Below are 18,111 nucleotides of genomic sequence, written 5' to 3' on the forward strand. Positions count from 1 at the left end.
CGCTACTTCGCCGCGGCGCGTCGATTGACGACGGCCTCGAAACGCTCTTTGTCGCCGTGCGTCGAGGCCCGCCCAAGAAATCCCCGCGGCTGCGTATCGCTCACCACAACGTTGCCGAACAAATCGTGGTCGATTCTTTGCATGGAACCTGGCCTCTCTTTAAGATGTCGATCTTGTCCAAATCCAGGAAGGCGCGTCGGTGCAATCATTCTGTGCGCGCACCTTCAGGCTCTAATAGAATTTTGAGTTGTTCGCCATACAGGACGAGCGATTCCGGACTCATCATTTCTTGGTGCCCACAGTCGACCGGGTAGCTGTTTATGTCGCCAGTGACGTAAGGGCGCCAGCTTTGCAGAGGAGGCAAACTCTGATCGCCTTCATCCCCCGCAGCGGAAAATATGGTCACATCGCCATCGAAGACACCGGGTTCGTGGCCCACAGACAACGTCCGGTTACTGTCAATGTTTTGAACACCCAGATCCAGAAGCTGTTTGTATCGAGCAAATTCGACAATTCCTCGTTCGCGAAGTAGTCCTTCAACCCGGTCATAAGTAAGCGGCTCATCCCGGTCGGGAATGTCTATGCCACAGAACCGCAAAACCTCTTCTAGCACGTCCTGCTCGGCCAGGGTCGGTAGAGCTGCACTGCTATCGATAAATAGCAGAGCGTCGAGCAGGATAAGGTGTGCGATTGAGCATCCGCGTCGCTGGAGCTCGATGGCAATCTCATGGGCGACAACGCCTCCAAACGACCAGCCGAGAAGGTTGTACGGCCCGGTAGGATCAACCGCTTGGATCCGATCGGCATAGTTTTTCGCCATATCGCGGATTGACGTAGCTTCCGCCTCGCCGTTTTGCGGGATTTGTTGAATTCCAATGATCGGGCAGTCCAGGTAATTACCTAGAGCGTGATACGGCCAGACCAGGCCGCCCCCGGGATGAATGCAGAACAGCGGATCACCGTTGCCGTCCTTGAGGAACTCAACCGGGACCACTTCGATCTCGCTGGCCTCTTGGCCCAACTGCTGACTCAAACTCTTAACGGTCGGCGCGTGGAACAAGGTGCGCACCGCAAGGTTCGCGTCCAGGCTGGTGTTGATCGCGGCGATCAGGCGCATCGCCAGCAGCGAATCCCCGCCTAGGTCGAAGAAGGAGTCATCGACTCCGACCCGCTCGAGCCCGAGGACTTGGGCGAAGATGCCGGCCAGGATCTCCTCGGTGAGGGTGGCCGGCGCGCGATACCGATCGACATCGGTGTATTCCGGTGCAGGCAAGGCGCGTCTGTCCAGTTTTCCGTTGGGGGTCAACGGCAACGTGTCAAGTGCCACGACCGCCGCCGGCACCATGTAGGCAGGCAGCAGCTCGGCCAGGCCGGCGCGCGTCTCGGCCGGGTCTGCTGTCCCGGTGACATAGCCGATCAGGCGCTTATCGCCTGGGCGGTCCTCGCGAGCGATCACTACCGCCTGCTCGACACCGTCGAGTGCGGCCAGCGCCGCGCGCACCTCACCGAGCTCGATGCGGTACCCGCGGATCTTGACCTGTTCATCGGCGCGACCCAGATACCGCAGCTCACCATCGGTCCCCCAACTCACGAGGTCGCCGGTGCGATACATCCGGGTTCCCTGCGCCCCGAATGGGCAGGCGACAAACCGCGACGACGTCAACCCGGCCCGGCCCACATAGCCAAGCCCGACTCCGGTGCCGGCTACGTACAACTCCCCGACCACGCCCGCCGGCACCGGACGCAACCACCTATCCAGCACAAAAAAGCCGAGATGGGCCAGCGGCACCCCGACGGGACTGGCAGCACTTCCGACGTCGCCCTCGACGATCTCGCGGAACGAGGCATGCACCGTCGTCTCGGTGGTGCCGTACAGGTTGAACAGGCGCGGTGCTCCCGGGTGGTGGTGCAGCCACGTCCCGAGACGCTGGGGTTCCAGCGCTTCACCGGCGAACACCACGGCCTCGAGTTTCAGTTGACGTCCCAGCTCGGGCTGCAGCGCGTCTGCGGTTTGCAGCGCATAAAACGCAGACGGGGTCTGGCTTAACACGCTGACCTGTTCGGCGACCAGCAAGGCGTGGAAGTCTTCCGGCGAACGGGCCACCGACTCGGGCACCACCGCCAGCCGCCCGCCGTACAACAGCGCACCCCAGATCTCGCACACCGAGACGTCAAAGGCCAGGGAATGCCACTGCGACCACACCTGTCCCGCCAGATCTATCCCGCCATTCAGTGCCTCCAACAGCTGGGTGACGTTCTGATGGGTGATGGCCACACCTTTGGGCACTCCGGTGGTGCCCGAGGTGTAGATGAGGTAGGCGATGTCCTCGGGCGCCGGCGCCCACAATGCTGTGCTGGGTTGACTGTCCACAGCGGGGTCGTTGACATCGATGACCAGCAGGTCGCGCCCGTCCAGCCGGTCGGCCAGCCCGGCGGTGCTGATCGCGGCGATCGGCGCGGCATCGGCAAGCAGGAATTCGATCCGCGCGTCGGGATGCGCCGGGTCGATCGGCAGATAGGCCGCTCCGGTCTTGAGCACGGCCACAATCGCCACGATGGCGTCGGCCGAACGTGACAACAGCAGCGCCACACGCTCACCCGGGCCCACTCCGTGACCGGCCAACAGGTGCGCCAACCGGTTCGACGCCTCGTCGAGCTCGCGGTAGGTCATCGACTGGCCTTCAAAGGTGATCGCCACCGCCTCCGGCGTGCGGGCCACCTGAGCAGCGAACGACACCGGAATCGACACTTCTGTCGCCGGCTGGGTCAACATCGCCCGGTTACCCCACTCATCCAGGCGGGCGTGCTCAGCCTCATCGAGCAGATCCATCGACGAGAGCCGCCGTCTCGGGTCGGCGGTCATCGCTGCCAACATCCGCTCCAACTGCGTGATGAGCGCCTGGATGCTGGCCGCATCGAACACATCGGTGCGGAACTCCACCAACCCGCCGATCCCCGCGGGCTCACCGGCCTGGTTCAAGCGTTCGCCCAGGGTGAATGTCAGGTCCATGCGGGCGGTTTGGGTGTCCGCCGACAGCGGCGTGACCTTCAGATCACCCGAGGTCAGTCCGGCACGGTCATTGTCTTGCCCGGCGAAGCTTTGCCAGGCCAACAACACCTGCACCAGCGGGTGATGATTCAGGGCCCGGGTCGGGTTGAGCCGCTCCACCAGTACCTCAAAGGGCACGTCCTGGTGCTCGTAGGCGGCCAGGCTGCGCTGACGCACCTGGGCCAGCAGCTCGGCCACCGTGGGATCCCCGGCCACCTGCATCCGCAGCACCAAGGTGTTGACGAAACAACCCACCAGCTGATCGAGTGCGGGATCCCCGCGCCCGGCGATCGGGAACCCCACGGCGACATCGCTGCTGGCGCTGAGCTTGGCCAGCAGCACCGCCAGGGCGGCCTGGATCACCATGAAGCTGGTCGCGTTGTGCTCGCGGGCCACCTGAGCAACCTGCTGCTGCAGCTCGGCAGGCCAGTCCACCACCACACTGGCGCCGCGGTAATCGGCCACCGGCGGGTAGGGCCGATCGGTGGGCAACGCCAGCCGCTCGGGAAGCCCGGCCAGCTCTCGCTCCCAATAGGCCAGCTGCGCAGCGATCGGGCTGTCGGCATCGGCCACATCACCCAGCTGGGCACGCTGCCACAGCGTGTAATCGGCATACTGCACCGGCAACGGCGCCCAACCGGGCGCGTGACCCGCGCACCGGCTGGCATAGGCCACCCCAAGGTCAGCCACCAGCGGGGCCATCGACACGCCGTCGCCGGCGATATGGTGCATCACGGCCACCAGCACGTGTTCGTCGTCGGCGACGCGGAAAAGCCGTGCCCGCAACGGGATCTCGTTGGCCAAATCAAACGAGTGACGCACCGCGGCACCGATGGCTTCGCGCAACCGGCTTTCCGACCAGCCGGTGGCATCAATGATCTGCCAGCCGAAGTCGGCCCGCTCGGCGGGGATTACCACCTGCTGGGGTATCCCCTCGACCGCGGGGAACAGGGTGCGCAGGCTTTCCTGGCGGGCCACCACATCGGCCAACGCCGCCCCCAACGCCTTGGCATCCAGGCTTCCACTGAGCCGCAACGCCGCCACCATGTTGTAAATCGGTGAAGGCCCCAGCAACTGGTCGATAAACCACAACCGTTGCTGGGCAAACGACAACGGAACCACCGCGGGCCGCTCCACCGCCACCAACGGCTCCCGCCGACCGACATCGGCACCGACACGCAGCGCCAACTGGGTAACCGTGGGCGCCTCGAACACCGCACGCACCGAAAGATCGGCATCCAGACCCGTCTCGATTGCGGCGATCAGTCGCATCGCCAACAGCGAATCGCCACCCAAATCGAAGAAGGAGTCGTCAACACCGACCCGCTCGAGCCCGAGCACCTCGGCGAACACGCCGGCCAGGATCTCCTCGACCGGGCTTACCGGAGCGCGATAACCGGAACTCTGGTACCCGGGTGCCGGCAGGGCGCGGGTATCGAGTTTGCCGTTGGGGGTTAGCGGCAGCGCCGCCAACACCACCACCGCGGCCGGCACCATATACTCCGGCAGCCGCTCGATCAGCTGAGTGCGTATCGCCGCGGGGTCGGCGGTCCCGGTGACATAGCCCACCAGGCGCTTGTCTCCGGGACGGTCCTCGCGCGCGATCACGACGGCCTGCTCCACCCCGTTCAGGGCGGTCAGTGCGGCCTGAATCTCCCCCAGTTCGATGCGATACCCGCGGATCTTGACCTGCTCATCGGCACGGCCCACATACCGCAGCTGCCCATCAGCACCCCACCACACCAGATCCCCGGTGCGATACATCCGTTGTCCCGGCGCTCCCGCACCGGCGAACGGGCACGCCACAAACCGCGACCCGGTCAAACCCGACCGGCCCACATACCCACACGCCAGCCCGCCGCCGGCCACATACAACTCACCGACCACCCCGGCGGGCACCGGGCGCAACCATCCATCGAGCACGAACAATGCCGCCCCGGCCACCGGCGCACCGATCGGCACCGCTCCCGATCCCGCCGCCAGCGGCGCGCTCATCGCCGCATATATCGTGACCTCGGTCGGGCCATAGGCGTTGACCATCACGCGCCCCGGCGCCCACCGATCCACCACCTCGGCCGAACACGCCTCGCCACCGACCAGCAGCGCCGCCGACTCCAACCCCTCAACCGGCAACGCCGCCACCGCCGACGGTGTCTGGGTCAACACGCTGACCTGCTCAGCCACCAGCAAGGCGTGAAAGTCTTGCGGTGAACCGGTCACCGGCTCGGGCACCACCACCAGGCGCCCACCATGCAACAACGCGCCCCAGATCTCCCACACCGAGAAGTCAAAGACATAGGGGTGGCACTGCGTCCACACCCGTCCCGGCGGTAGACCGGCGTTCAATGAGTCCAAATGCTGGGTGAGGTTGTGATGGGTGATCGCCACTCCCTTGGGCGTCCCGGTGGTGCCCGAGGTGTAGATCAGGTAGGCGATGTCCTCGGGGGCCGGCGCCGGCAAGCCCGTGGTGGGTTGGTCGTCCACAGCGGGATCGTTGACGTCGATGACCACCACGTCATGCCCGTCGAGCCGCTCGGCCAACCCGGCCGTGGTGATCGCGGCGACCGGCGCGGCGTCGGCGAGGAGGAATTCGATCCGCTCCGCCGGCGCCGCCGGGTCGATCGGCAGATACGCCGCCCCGGCCTTGAGCACCGCCAGGATCGCCACGACCGCCTCGACCGAACGAGAAAACAGCAGCGCCACACACGCCCCTGGGCCCACCTGCCGGCCGGCCAGCAGGTGCGCCAACCGATTCGCGGCCTCATCCATCTCCCGATACGTCATGGAGCGGCCTTCGCAGGTCACCGCCACCACATCCGGGGTGCGGGTCATCTGCGCGGCGAACAATGCCGGGATCGACACCGGCGTCGCGGGCCGGGTCAACGCCGCCCGGTTACCGATCTCATCCAACCGGGCATGCTCACCCGCATCGAGCAGATCCACCGACGACAGCCGCCGGGTGGGATCGGCGGTCATCGCCACCAACACCCGCTCCAACCGCTCGACCAACGCCTGGATGGTTTCGGTGTCGAACACGTCGGTGCGGAACTCCACTGTCCCGGAAATCCCGGCCGGCTCACCGGCGTCGGTCCAGCGTTCTTTGAGGAAAAAGACCACATCCATTTTCGCCGTCTGGGTGTTCCCGTGCAGCGGCGTGACCTGAAGATCATCCAAACTCAGCCCGGTCGCGGAGTCGTTGGCTTGCCCGGGGAAATTGTTCCAGGCGAACACCACTTGGATCAGCGGGTGATGGGCCAACGATCGGGCGGGGTTGAGCCGATCCACGAGCACCTCGAAGGGCACGTCTTGGTGCTCGTAGGCGGCCAGGCCGCGTGCTCGCACCTGGGCCAGCAACTCTGCGACGGTGGGATCGCCGGCCAGATCGACACGCAGCACCAAGGTGTTGACGAAAAATCCCACCAACTCATCCAGCGCGGGATCGCGTCGCCCGGCGATCGGGAATCCCACTGCCACATCGGAACTCGCGCTGAGCTTGGCCAGCAGCACCGCCAGGGCGGCCTGCGTGACCATGAAACCGGTCGCGTTGTGCTCGCGGGCCACCCGGGCGACCTGCTGCTGCAACTGCGCCGGCCACTCCAGCGCCACCCTGGCGCCGCGGTGATCGGCCACCGGCGGGTAGGGCCGATCGGTGGGCAGCTGCAGCCGCTCGGGCATCCCGGCGAGCGTCTGCTCCCAGTAGGCCAGCTGCGCAGCGATGCGGCTGTCCTTATCCTCGAGATCGCCAAATTGCGCGCGCTGCCACAGCGTGTAATCGACATACTGCACCGGCAGTGGCGCCCAGTCGGGCGTTCGTCCCGCGCACCGGCTGGTATAGGCCACAGTCATGTCACGCACCAGCCGGGTCGTCGACCAGCCGTCGGCGGCGATCTCGTGCACGACGGCCACCAGCACGTGTTCGTCGTCGGTGACGCGGAAAAGCCATGCCCGCAACGGGATTTCGGTGGCCAGGTCAAACGTGTGGCGCACCGCGGCGCCAATGGCTTCCTCCAGCCGGCCTGCCGACCACCCGGTGGCATCAATGACGTCCCAACCGATATCGGCCCGCTCCACGGGGATAACCACCTGCTGGGGTATCCCGTCGATCGCCGGGAACAGGGTGCGCAGGCTCTCGTGGCGGCCTACCACATCGGCCACTGCCGCACCTAGCGCGTCCGCATCCAGGCGCCCACTCAGCCGCAGCGGCACCACGACGTTGTAAAGCGGTGACGGCCCCTGCAACTGGTCGATAAACCACAACCGGCTCTGGGCAAACGACAACGGCACCACCGACGGCCGCTCAACGGGCACCAGCGGCTCGAGGCCCCCTCCCTGACCGATACGGGGCGCCAATTGGGCCACCGTGGGCGCCTCGAACACCGCACGCACCGAAAGATCGGCATCCAGAGCGGTGTTGACCGCGGCGATCAGACGCATCGCCGACAGCGAATCCCCACCCAGATCGAAAAACGAGTCGTCGACCCCGACCTTGTCGATCCCCAGCACCTCGGCGTAGATGCCGGCGACGATTTTTTCGGTCTCGGTCTGCGGCGCCCGGAAGGCTGTGGTGGTAAACACCGGTTCCGGCAAGGCCTTTCGGTCGAGCTTGCCCGAGGAGGTCAACGGGAATTCGTCGAGCACCACTATGTGCGCCGGCACCATGTATTCCGGCAACCACCCGCTCAATTGCTGACGCACCGCGGTGATCTTGGTGTTGGTTTGGGGGTCATTGGCGTGACTGCTGCATTGGTGAGCCCCGTCAGGTGGCAGATACACATCGGTCAGCGCCGCGGTCTGCTCAGCGTCAGCTGCAGCGATGAACACCGCATCCACGGTGCCCGGTTGTGCGCCCCAGGTGACCGCGACGTGATATCCGGCGGTCTCACCAAGCCCGTGTAATTGTTCGGGGACAACGGCTTCGGCGCCGTCGGCGTGGGACAGTGCGTCGGCCAGGGGCAGCCCGTCGGCGAGGGCGTGTTCGACGTGGACGTCGCTGATCAGTCCGGCGCGGGGGATCTCCGTGACGCGGACAGCGTTGGGACGTTCGGATACCAACCGGTCGAGCAGCCCGTCCAGGCCCGCACATTCGGTCCACGCCCAGCTGTCCGCGGTGGCCAATGAGCGCACCGGGGCCGGGGTTTTGTGGATGCTGACGTCGTAGCGGTACCGGTTAAGTTCGTTGTCCGCCACTCCGCGTTTGACTTCAATGTCGAGGCCGGCCACCGACGGCTGGTCGTCCGCCCAGGTGGTGAAAAACTCTGGGGCGAGCAGCAATTCGGCTTCGCCGAGCATGGCGTGGTGAAGTCGTTGGCGAATCTCGGCGGCGTCGATGGCGTCGTCCGTTGTACGGGCCAGCGCGACGCCGGTCTGAAACGCGCCCTGCAGGCTGTGGTTGCGCACGTCGCCGATGAACAGTGCCCCGCCTGGTGCCAGCAATCGCATCGCGACCGCCAGCACATCAGTCAGATACCGCGCACTCGGGAAGTACTGGACCACCGAGTTGAGCACCACCAGATCGAAATGGCCCTCCGGCAACGCATCGTCTACATCGGCGGGCTGCACCTGCAACCGCACCCGATCCCCCCACGGCCGCTCAGCCACTGCGGCCTGCAGCCGCTGGATCGTCGGCGCGGAGAAGTCCGTCGCCCAGTACTCATCGCACACCGGAGCCAACTGGGAAAGCAATAGCCCCGAACCCACGCCGATCTCCAGCACCCGCGCGGGATGCAACTTGAGGATCCGATCCACCGTGGCCGAACGCCACTCCATCATCTCCTCAAGCGGGATCGGCTCGTCGGTGTAGCTGCTGTTCCAGCCGCGGAAATCCATGCCGAACTCCGGCGACTCCGCGTCAGCGCCATACGCCTCGTCATACAGGTTTTGCCACGCCTCGACGGTTTCGGCGTCGTCCTCGGCGGTGGTGGTCTGCTCGAGCGTGACATAGGCGACCAGATGCGAGCCGGTTTTGCTCTCATACACAGTGGCGGCCGCCCGGGAGACCTGCGGGCAACCCAGCAAGGTGTTTTCGATTTCGCCCAGTTCGATGCGGTGTCCGCGCAGCTTGATCTGGGCGTCGGCACGGCCGAGATAGTCCAGGGTTCCGTCGAGCGTCCAGCGCACCAGGTCGCCGGTGCGATAGAGCCGCGCGCCCAAGGGCCCGAAGGGATCTGCCACGAACCGTTCCGCGGTCAAATCCGGCCGGCCCAGATACCCGCGCGCCAGCGCCGGTCCGCCCAGATACAACTCACCGACCACCCCGATCGGGGCGGGGTTCAGCCGCGCGTCGAGCACCAGTGCGCGCATCCCGGGGAGCGGGGTGCCGATGCGGACCGGCTGCCCCGCCAACAGCGGCGCAGTGGTGGCCCAGATAGTGGCCTCGGTGGGGCCGTAGCCGTTGAACATGCGCCGCCCCGGCGCCCACGCGGTCACCAACTCGTCCGGGCAGGCCTCACCGCCGACGATCAGGGTGGACAACTCATCCAACCGGGTCCGATCCAGCGACGACAGCAACGTCGGGGTCATCACCGCCGCGGTGACCCGTTGCTCCTGCAGCAATGCGGTCAAAGCCTCACCGGCATACACCTCCGGCGGCGCCACCACCAGCGCCCCCTGCGATCCCACCGCAACCAATAACTCGCCGAGCGCGGCGTCAAATGTCGGGGAGAGCACCGCCAGCATCCGGGTATCCGCGCCCAGGCCGAACGCCTCGCGCGCCGCGGCTACCCCGGGCAGACCGCCGTGGGTGACCGCCACCCCTTTGGGGGTACCGGTGGACCCCGACGTGAAGATCACATACGCGGTGTTATCCGGTCCCAGCGGCGCGAGTCGGTCAGCATCGGTGATCGCCTCGGCGCACCACCCGGACAGGTCCAGACCGTCGACGCGCAGCACCGGGCGCGTCCCGGCCCCGGCCACCGTGTCGGCATCCCAGGTCAACACGCACATCGCGCCCACCGAGTCCAACACCGTTGCGATCCGCTCGACAGGGTGAGCGGGATCCACCGGCACATACACACCGCCGGCTTTCTGCACCGCCCACCACGCAACCACCAGCTCCGTGGACCGGCCCATCGCAACGCCCACCGCGCGTTCCGGGCCCACCCCGGCCTCGATCAGCACCCGCCCCAGCTGCGTCGACCACTCGTCGAGCTCGCGATAGGACACGCTCCGCGCACGATCGACAATCGCCACCGCGTCCGGGGCGGCGGCCACCGCCGCGGCCAATAACTCCGACGCCACGCCTGCCGGTGCCCCAACTCCGGCGTCAGACCACCGCGACAGCACCAGATCGCGCTCGCCGTGATCCAGCAACGCCAGGTCGCCCACCACCACCGACGCATCCGATACCACCGCTTCGATCACCCGCCCGAACCAGGTGACGAAGCGCTCGATGGTCGCCCGGTCATACAGATCCGTGGCATAAGTCACGACCCCGGCGGCCATCGGCGCGGTCGGGTCCTCGGAGGGCACCTCCCGCAGATCGACATCCAGATCGAACTTGGCGGTGCGGCTGTCCACGGCAAGTGGCTCGACGCTGAGTCCGTCGAGCGCCACGTCGGGGCGCACATTGTTCTGGAAAGCCAAGGCCACCTGAAATACCGGATGATGCGCCGTGGAGCGCACCGGGTTGAGCTGCTCGACCAGCCGCTCGAACGGCACGTCCTGGTTGCTGTAGGCGTCCAGCGCCTTCTGACGCACGCACGCAAGCACCTCGCTGAACCGGTGCGCAGGTGTCAACCCAACGCGCAACACCCAGGTGTTGACGAAGAACCCGACCAGCTCATCCAGCGCCGCATCCATCCGCCCGGCGATCGGAGTGCCCATCGCCACGTCCTCGCCGGCCCCGGCTCGGTGCAACACCACCACCATGGCCGCCTGCAACACCATCGAGGCGGTCGCGTTGTGCGCCGCCGCCAACGCCTTGATCCCCGCCCACAGCTCCGGGTCGAGGTCCATGTCCACCGCGTCACCGCGGTAACTGGGCACCGGCGGGCGCGCCCGATCCGCCGGCAGCGACACCACCTCGGGCAGATCAGCCAACTCCTGCCGCCAATAAGCCAACTGCCCGGCGATCACACTGTCGGGATCAGACTCGGCGCCCAACCACTCCCGTTGCCACAGCGTGTAATCGGCATACTGCACCGGCAACGGCGCCAACTGCGGGGCCTGGCCCTGCCGCCGCGCTCGATAGGCCTCGAAGATATCCCTGGCCATCGGAGCCAGTGACCACCCGTCACAAGCGATGTGGTGCACCACAATCCCCACGACATGCTGCTCGGGGCCCACCGCATAGATCTGCGCACGAATCGGGATCTCGGTTGCCAAATCAAACCGATACCCCGCCAGCGCCACCAACTCGCCGATCAATTCCTGCTCCGGCAACGACACCACTGGCACGCCATCGCGCCGCCACATCCCCGCCTCTGCCGGGAGCACCTGCTGGAACGGCACACCGTCGACGTCGGGAAAGATGGTGCGCAGCGCCTCATGGCGGGCGATCACGTCATCGACAGCCGCCGTCAACGCCTCGACATCCAGCGCCCCGCTGATCCGAAACGCGGTCGGCATGTTGTAGGTCGCCACCCCGCCCTCGAACCGGTCGAGGAACCACAACCGGCTCTGCGCATACGACAACGGCACCAACGCCGGCCGCGCGCCGGCCACCAGCGGCTTACGCGTACCACCCTCCCCGCCGATACGGGGCGCCAACTGGGCAACGGTGGGCGACTCGAACACGGTGCGCACCGCAAGGCCTGCGTCCAACGACTTGTTGATCGCGGCGATGACCCGCATCGCCGACAGCGAATCCCCGCCCAGGTCGAAGAAGGAGTCGTCGACCCCGACCCGCTCGAGCCCGAGGACTTGGGCGTAGATGCCGGCGAGGATCTCCTCGGTAGGAGTACCCGGGGCGCGGTAGCCATCGCCCTCGGTGTACTCGGGTGCCGGCAAGGCGCGGGTATCCAGTTTGCCGTTGACCGTCAGCGGCAGCGCGTCGATCGCCACCACCGCGGCCGGGACCATGTAGGCGGGGAGCCGCTGACCCAACCGAGCCCGAATATCGGCTGGGTCAGCGGCTCCAGTGACATAGCCGACCAGGCGCTTGTCACCGGGGCTGTCCTCGCGAGCAATCACTACCGCCTGCTCGACACCGTCGAGTGCGGCCAGCGCCGCCCGGATCTCACCGAGTTCGATGCGATACCCGCGGATCTTGACCTGCTCATCGGCGCGACCCAGATAGTCCAGCTGACCATCGGTCCCCCAGCACACCAGGTCCCCGGTGCGATACATCCGCGCCCCGGAATCCCCGAACGGGCAAGCCACGAACCGCGATCCGGTCAAAGCAGCCCGGCCCAAATATCCGTATGCCAGGCCGCCGCCGGCCACGTACAACTCCCCGACCACACCGGCCGGCACCGGACGCAACGACGCATCCAGCACAAAAAAGCCAAGGTGCACCAGCGGTACCCCGATGGGGCTGACGCTGCTGTCGACGTCGGCCACGCTGATCTCGCGGAACGAGGCATGCACCGTCGTCTCGGTGATGCCATACATGTTGATAAGCCGCGGTGATCGCCGGTGGCGGTCCAACCAGGTTCCAAGACGCTGGGGTTCTAGCGCCTCGCCGCCGAACACCACCGTCTCCAGCTTCAGCTGAGATCCCGACTCGGGTGTGCGCGCATCGACGGTTTGCAGCGCATAAAACGCCGACGGCGTCTGACTCAATACGCTGACCTGTTCGGCAATCAGCAACGCGTGCAGGTCTTCTGGTGAGCGTGTCACGGATTCCGGTACCACCACCAGCCGCCCGCCGTGCAGCAACGCACCGAAGATCTCCCACACCGAGTAGTCGAAGGCCAGCGAATGGCACTGCGTCCACACCTGCTCTGGCGACAGTTCCAGATCGGCATTCAGCGCCGTCAGCAGCCGGGTCACGTTGTGGTGGGGGATGGCCACCCCCTTGGGAACCCCGGTGGTGCCCGAGGTGTAGATCAGGTAAGCGATCTCCTCGGGAGCCGGCGCCGGCAAGTCCGTGCACGGGCAGCCGAGCATGCGCGGGTCTTCGACATCGATGACCGGCAGCCCAAGGCCGTCGAACCGGTCGGCCAGCCCACTGGTGGTGATCGCCGCGATCGGACCGGCATCGGCAACCATGAACTCCGTCCGCGCGGTCGGATGCGCTGGATCGATCGGCAGATACGCCGCTCCGGTCTTGAGCACCGCCATTACCGCCAGGACCGCCTCGGCCGACCGCGGCAACAGCACCGCCACGCACTCTCCCGGGGCCGCGCCCAAGGCGGCCAACAGATGCGCCAACCGGTTCGACGCCTCGTCGAGCTCCCGGTAGGTCGTCGAGTGGCCTTCGAAGGTGATGGCCGCCGCCTCCGGCGTGCGCGCGACCTGAGCGGCGAACACCGCCGGAATCGACGCCGCGGTCGGCACCGCCCGGGCCAACACCGCCCGGTTACCGATCTTGTCCAGATGGGCGTGCTCATCGGCATCCATCAGGTCCACCGACGACAACCGCTGGCTGGGATCGGCGGTCATGGCCGCCAACACTCGCCGGAGTCGGTCGATCAGCGCCTCGATGCTGGCCGCGTCGAACACATCGGTGCGAAATTCCACGTCCCCGGCAATCCCGGCGGGATCGCCGGCCTGGTTGAAACGTTCGGCCAGGGTGAATGTCAGATCCATCCGCGCCGACTGAGTGTCCGCCGGCAAACGCGTGACGTGGAGGTCTCCCAAGTCCAGCCCGGCGGCGGGGTCGTTGGTGTGCCCAGGGAAGTTCTGCCAGGCCAACACCACCTGCACCAGCGGTGAGTGGGCGAGGCTTCGGGTCGGGTTGAGTCGATCAACGAGTACCTCAAAGGGCACGTCTTGGTGCTCGTAGGCGGCTACGCTGCGCGCCCGGACCTGGGCTAGCAGCTCGGCCACGGTGGGATCCCCGGCCATATCAACCCGCAGCACGAGGGTGTTGATGAAAAATCCCACCAACTCATCCAGCGCTGGGTCGCGCCGCCCGGCGATCGCGAAGCCGACCGCGACATCGCTGCTGGCGCTGAGCTTGGCCAGCAGCACCGCCAGGGCGGCCTGGATCACCATGAACTTGGTCGCGTTGTGCTCGCGGGCCACCTGAGCAATCTGTTGCTGCAGCTCGGCTGGCCAGTCCACCACCACACTGGCGCCGCGGTAATCGGCCACCGGCGGGTAGGGCCGATCGGTGGGCAACGCCAGCCGCTCGGGAAGCCCGGCCAGCTCTCGCTCCCAATAGGCCAGCTGCGCAGCGATCGGGCTGTCGGCATCGGCCACATCACCCAGCTGGGCACGCTGCCACAGCGTGTAATCGGCATACTGCACCGGCAACGGCGCCCAACCGGGCGCGTGACCCGCGCACCGGCTGGCATAGGCCAGTCCCATATCACGCACCAGCGCGGTGATCGACCAGCCATCCGAAGCGATGTGGTGCACCACTGCCACCAGCACGTGTTCGTCGTCGGCGACGCGGAAAAGCCGTGCCCGCAACGGGATCTCGTTGGCCAGATCGAAGGTATAGCGCGCTGCGGCGTTAACGGCCTCACTCAGCCGGCTTTCCGACCAGCCGCTGGCATCAACGATCTGCCAGCCGAAATCGACTTGTTCCCTAGGGATAACCACCTGCTGCGGTGTTCCCGTGGGCGCCGCAAACACCGTACGCAGGGTCTCATGGCGGCCCACCACATCCGCGAGGGCCGCCCCCAACGCCTCGGCGTCCAGCCGACCACTTAGCCGCAACACCGCCGGTATGTTGTAGACCGGTGAGAGGCCCTGCAACTGGTCCAGGAACCACAACCGTTGCTGGGCAAACGACAACGGCACCTCGGCGGGCCGCTCGAGGGCCACCATCGGCTCAAGCCGACCTGCGCCCGCACCGATACGGACCGCCAACTGGGCCACTGTGCGCGCCTCGAACAAGGCGGGTACCGAGAGATCGGCATCCAGGCTGGTGTTGATCAGGGCGACGAGGCGCGTCGCCAGCAGCGAATCACCGCCGAGGTCGAAGAACGAGTCGTCGACCCCGACGCGCTCCATGCCGAGCACGTCGGCGTAGATGCCGGCCAGGATCTCCTCGACCGCGCTAGCCGGAGCGCGATAACCGGAACTCTGGTACCCGGGTGCCGGCAGGGCGCGGGTATCGAGTTTGCCGTTGGGGGTTAGCGGCAGCGCCGCCAACACCACCACCGCGGCCGGCACCATGTATTCCGGAAGTCGCTCGGCCAGCGCGCTACGCAGCTCGCCCGGATCGACTGTCCCCGTGCTCGATTCGGTGACATAGCCGACCAGGCGCTTGTCGCCTGGGCGGTCCTCACGGGCAATCACCACCGCCTGCGCTACCCCGTCCAGCGCGGTCAGTGCGGCCTGAATCTCCCCCAGTTCGATGCGATACCCGCGGATCTTGACCTGCTCATCGGCACGGCCCACATATCGCAGCTGCCCATCAGCACCCCACCACACCAGATCGCCGGTGCGATACATCCGTTGTCCCGGCGCTCCCGCACCGCCGAATGGGCACGCCACAAACCGCGACCCGGTCAAACCCGACCGGCCCACATACCCACACGCCACGCCGCGTCCGGCCACATACAACTCACCGACCACCCCGGCGGGCACCGGGCGCAGCCACTCGTCGAGCACGAACAATGCCGCCCCGGCCACCGGCGCACCGATCGGCACCGCTCCGGATCCCGCCGCCAGCGGCGCGCTGATCGCCACACACATCGTGGTCTCGGTCGGGCCATAGGCGTTGACCATCACGCGCCCCGGCGCCCACCGATCTACCACCTCGGCCGGGCAGGCCTCACCGACCACAGCCAACGCCGCCGACTCCAACCCCTCAACCGGCAACGCCGCCACCGCCGACGGTGTCTGAGTGAGCACATCGACCCGTTCAGCGACGAGCACGCGGTGCAAGTCTTGCGGTGAACCGGTCACCGGCTCGGGCACCACCACCAGCCGCCCACCGCGCAACAGCGCACCAAAGATCTCCCACACCGAAACGTCGAAAGCCAACGAATGACACAGCGCCCACACGCCCGCGCTCGGCAGGCCGGCATCCAACGACCCCAACAGCTGGGTTACGTTGCGATGGGTGATCGCCACTCCCTTGGGCGTCCCGGTGGTGCCCGAGGTGTAGATCAGGTAGGCGATATCGTCGGGGGCCGGCGCCGGCAAGCCCGTGGTGGGTTGGTCGTCCACAGCGGGATCGTTGACGTCGATGACCACCACGTCATGCCCGTCGAGCCGCTCGGCCAACCCGGCCGTGGTGATCGCCGCGATCGGCGCGGCGTCGCCAAGCACGAACCCAATCCGCTCCGCGGGCAGCCCCGGGTCGATCGGCAGATACGCCGCCCCCGTCTTGAGCACCGCCAGGATCGCCACGACCGCCTCGGCCGAACGGGAAAACAGCAGCGCAACACACTCACCCGGGCCCGCCCCCTGGCCGGCCAGCAGGTGCGCCAACCGATTCGAGGCCTCATCGAGCTCTCGGTACGTCATGGAGCGGCCTTCGCAGGTCACCGCCACCGCATCCGGCGTCCCGGCCACCCGGTCAGTGAACAGCACCGGAATCGACGTCGGCGTGATCACCGACTCGGTCAACATCGCCCGGTTACCGATCTCATCCAACCGGGCATGCTCACCCGCATCGAGCAGATCCAGCGACGAGAGCCGCCGGGTGGGGTCGGCGGTCATCGCCACCAACACCCGCTCCAACCGCTCGATCAAATCGCGGACGTCACAATCAGAAAGCCATTGCCCAGCGCCCCCGAACCCACCGGTCGTCGCGCCGGGCTGCATGCCGAGAAAAAGCCGATCATGGTCGCTGAAAAAGTCCAGTCCGAGCTGATCGACGAGATTGGTATGGGTCAGGGTCCCCGAAACCGTAGCACCGGCAATATTCGCCAGATTTGTAGTCGGAATGAAATTGAGAATTATGCGGTTCGACGTCGTGGAGCCGCGGAGACGCTTGTTCTCGATAAGGTGCACCGGGAACCGCTGATGGTGCAGCGCTTCTTGCAGTCGCGTGTCGACATGTTTACAAAAACTGTCAACCGCGGACTCCGGCGAAGCCTTCACCACCAGTGGGACGAACCCGGTGATCATTCCGGGCACTGTCTGTGTCTCCGGACGAACCCGCCTACTTACCGGAAATTCGAACACCACCTCCGAGCTCTCGACGTCACACCCGCCCACCAGCAGCGCGCACGCCGCAGCAATCACCGACGAGCGACGCACCCCCAATGTCTGCGACAACTCCTGGATCCCGGCGACAACGACGGGGTCCAATTCAACCGGTGGAGAGGATTCATATGGTTCGCGCCTGTCCGCGGGTGGCGCGGACCGATAACGCGATTCGGTTTCCGCCGGCAGGTTCTTGGTCCAATAGGCCCGATCATCGAGATAATCGGTGGACGCTTCGTATTCTGCCTCGCAAGCGATCAGGTCACTCAGCGATCCAAAAAAAGCGGGCGGAATCGGCGCGCCCGAAGCCAGGGCACTATAGACATCTCCGATCCGATGACAAACAAGAGCAAGGCCGATTCCGTCCGCCACTATGTGGTGACAGCACACGAAAAGATAGGATTCATCGGCCCGCGTCCGCAACAAAGCAAATTTGAACAGTGGGCCGCTGAGCGGCATCACCGTGCGCTGAATCGAGGCTGCTAACCGATAGGCTTCCTGGACGGGATCCTGCGAGCCCATCCGCTCATAGCAAGCAAGCTCGACATCCGGGTAATCCACCGCCTTTTGGAAAACCTGGCCATCGACCTGGAAGAAGACAGCTCTAAGTGGTTCGGCCTCGCGTACCACTTGACGGATCGTGTGCTCAAGCAACCAAGGGTCGACTGAGCCCTCGATTCGCAGAAGATAGCCCAGCTGCCACCTCGCACCTTGGCGATCGGTTTCCTGCGCAAGCCATATATCCAGCTGTCCGCGCGTCAGCGGGAATGGCCCGCCATCAAGTTCCGTCAGTTGTTCGCGCGCAACCGTCAGCGCCCGGTCATCAATCGTCATCGGATTCCCTTTGCGGT

General features: G+C 66.2%; 2 protein-coding genes. Both read right to left on the reverse strand.

Annotated features, from left to right (window positions below; all coding sequences use genetic code 11):
- Positions 1-2 precede the first annotated feature (2 nt).
- Complete coding sequence (locus tag ACZYVJ_RS03765) at positions 3-209, reverse strand: hypothetical protein (protein WP_463829799.1); 207 nt, start codon at positions 207-209, stop codon at positions 3-5.
- Complete coding sequence (locus ACZYVJ_RS03770) at positions 206-18,094, reverse strand: amino acid adenylation domain-containing protein (RefSeq protein WP_463829800.1); 17,889 nt, start codon at positions 18,092-18,094, stop codon at positions 206-208. The genes ACZYVJ_RS03765 and ACZYVJ_RS03770 overlap by 4 nt, the downstream gene beginning before the upstream one ends.
- Between the last annotated feature and the right edge of the window lie 17 nt (positions 18,095-18,111).

The organism is Mycobacterium sp. IDUB_3 (genome assembly GCF_055419585.1).

Excerpts from the sequence above, each read along its gene's own strand:
- ACZYVJ_RS03765 (WP_463829799.1), bottom strand. The coding sequence starts at position 209 with ATGATTGCACCGACGCGCCTTCCTGGATTTGGACAAGATCGACATCTT.
- ACZYVJ_RS03770 (WP_463829800.1), bottom strand. The coding sequence starts at position 18,094 with ATGACGATTGATGACCGGGCGCTGACGGTTGCGCGCGAACAACTGACG.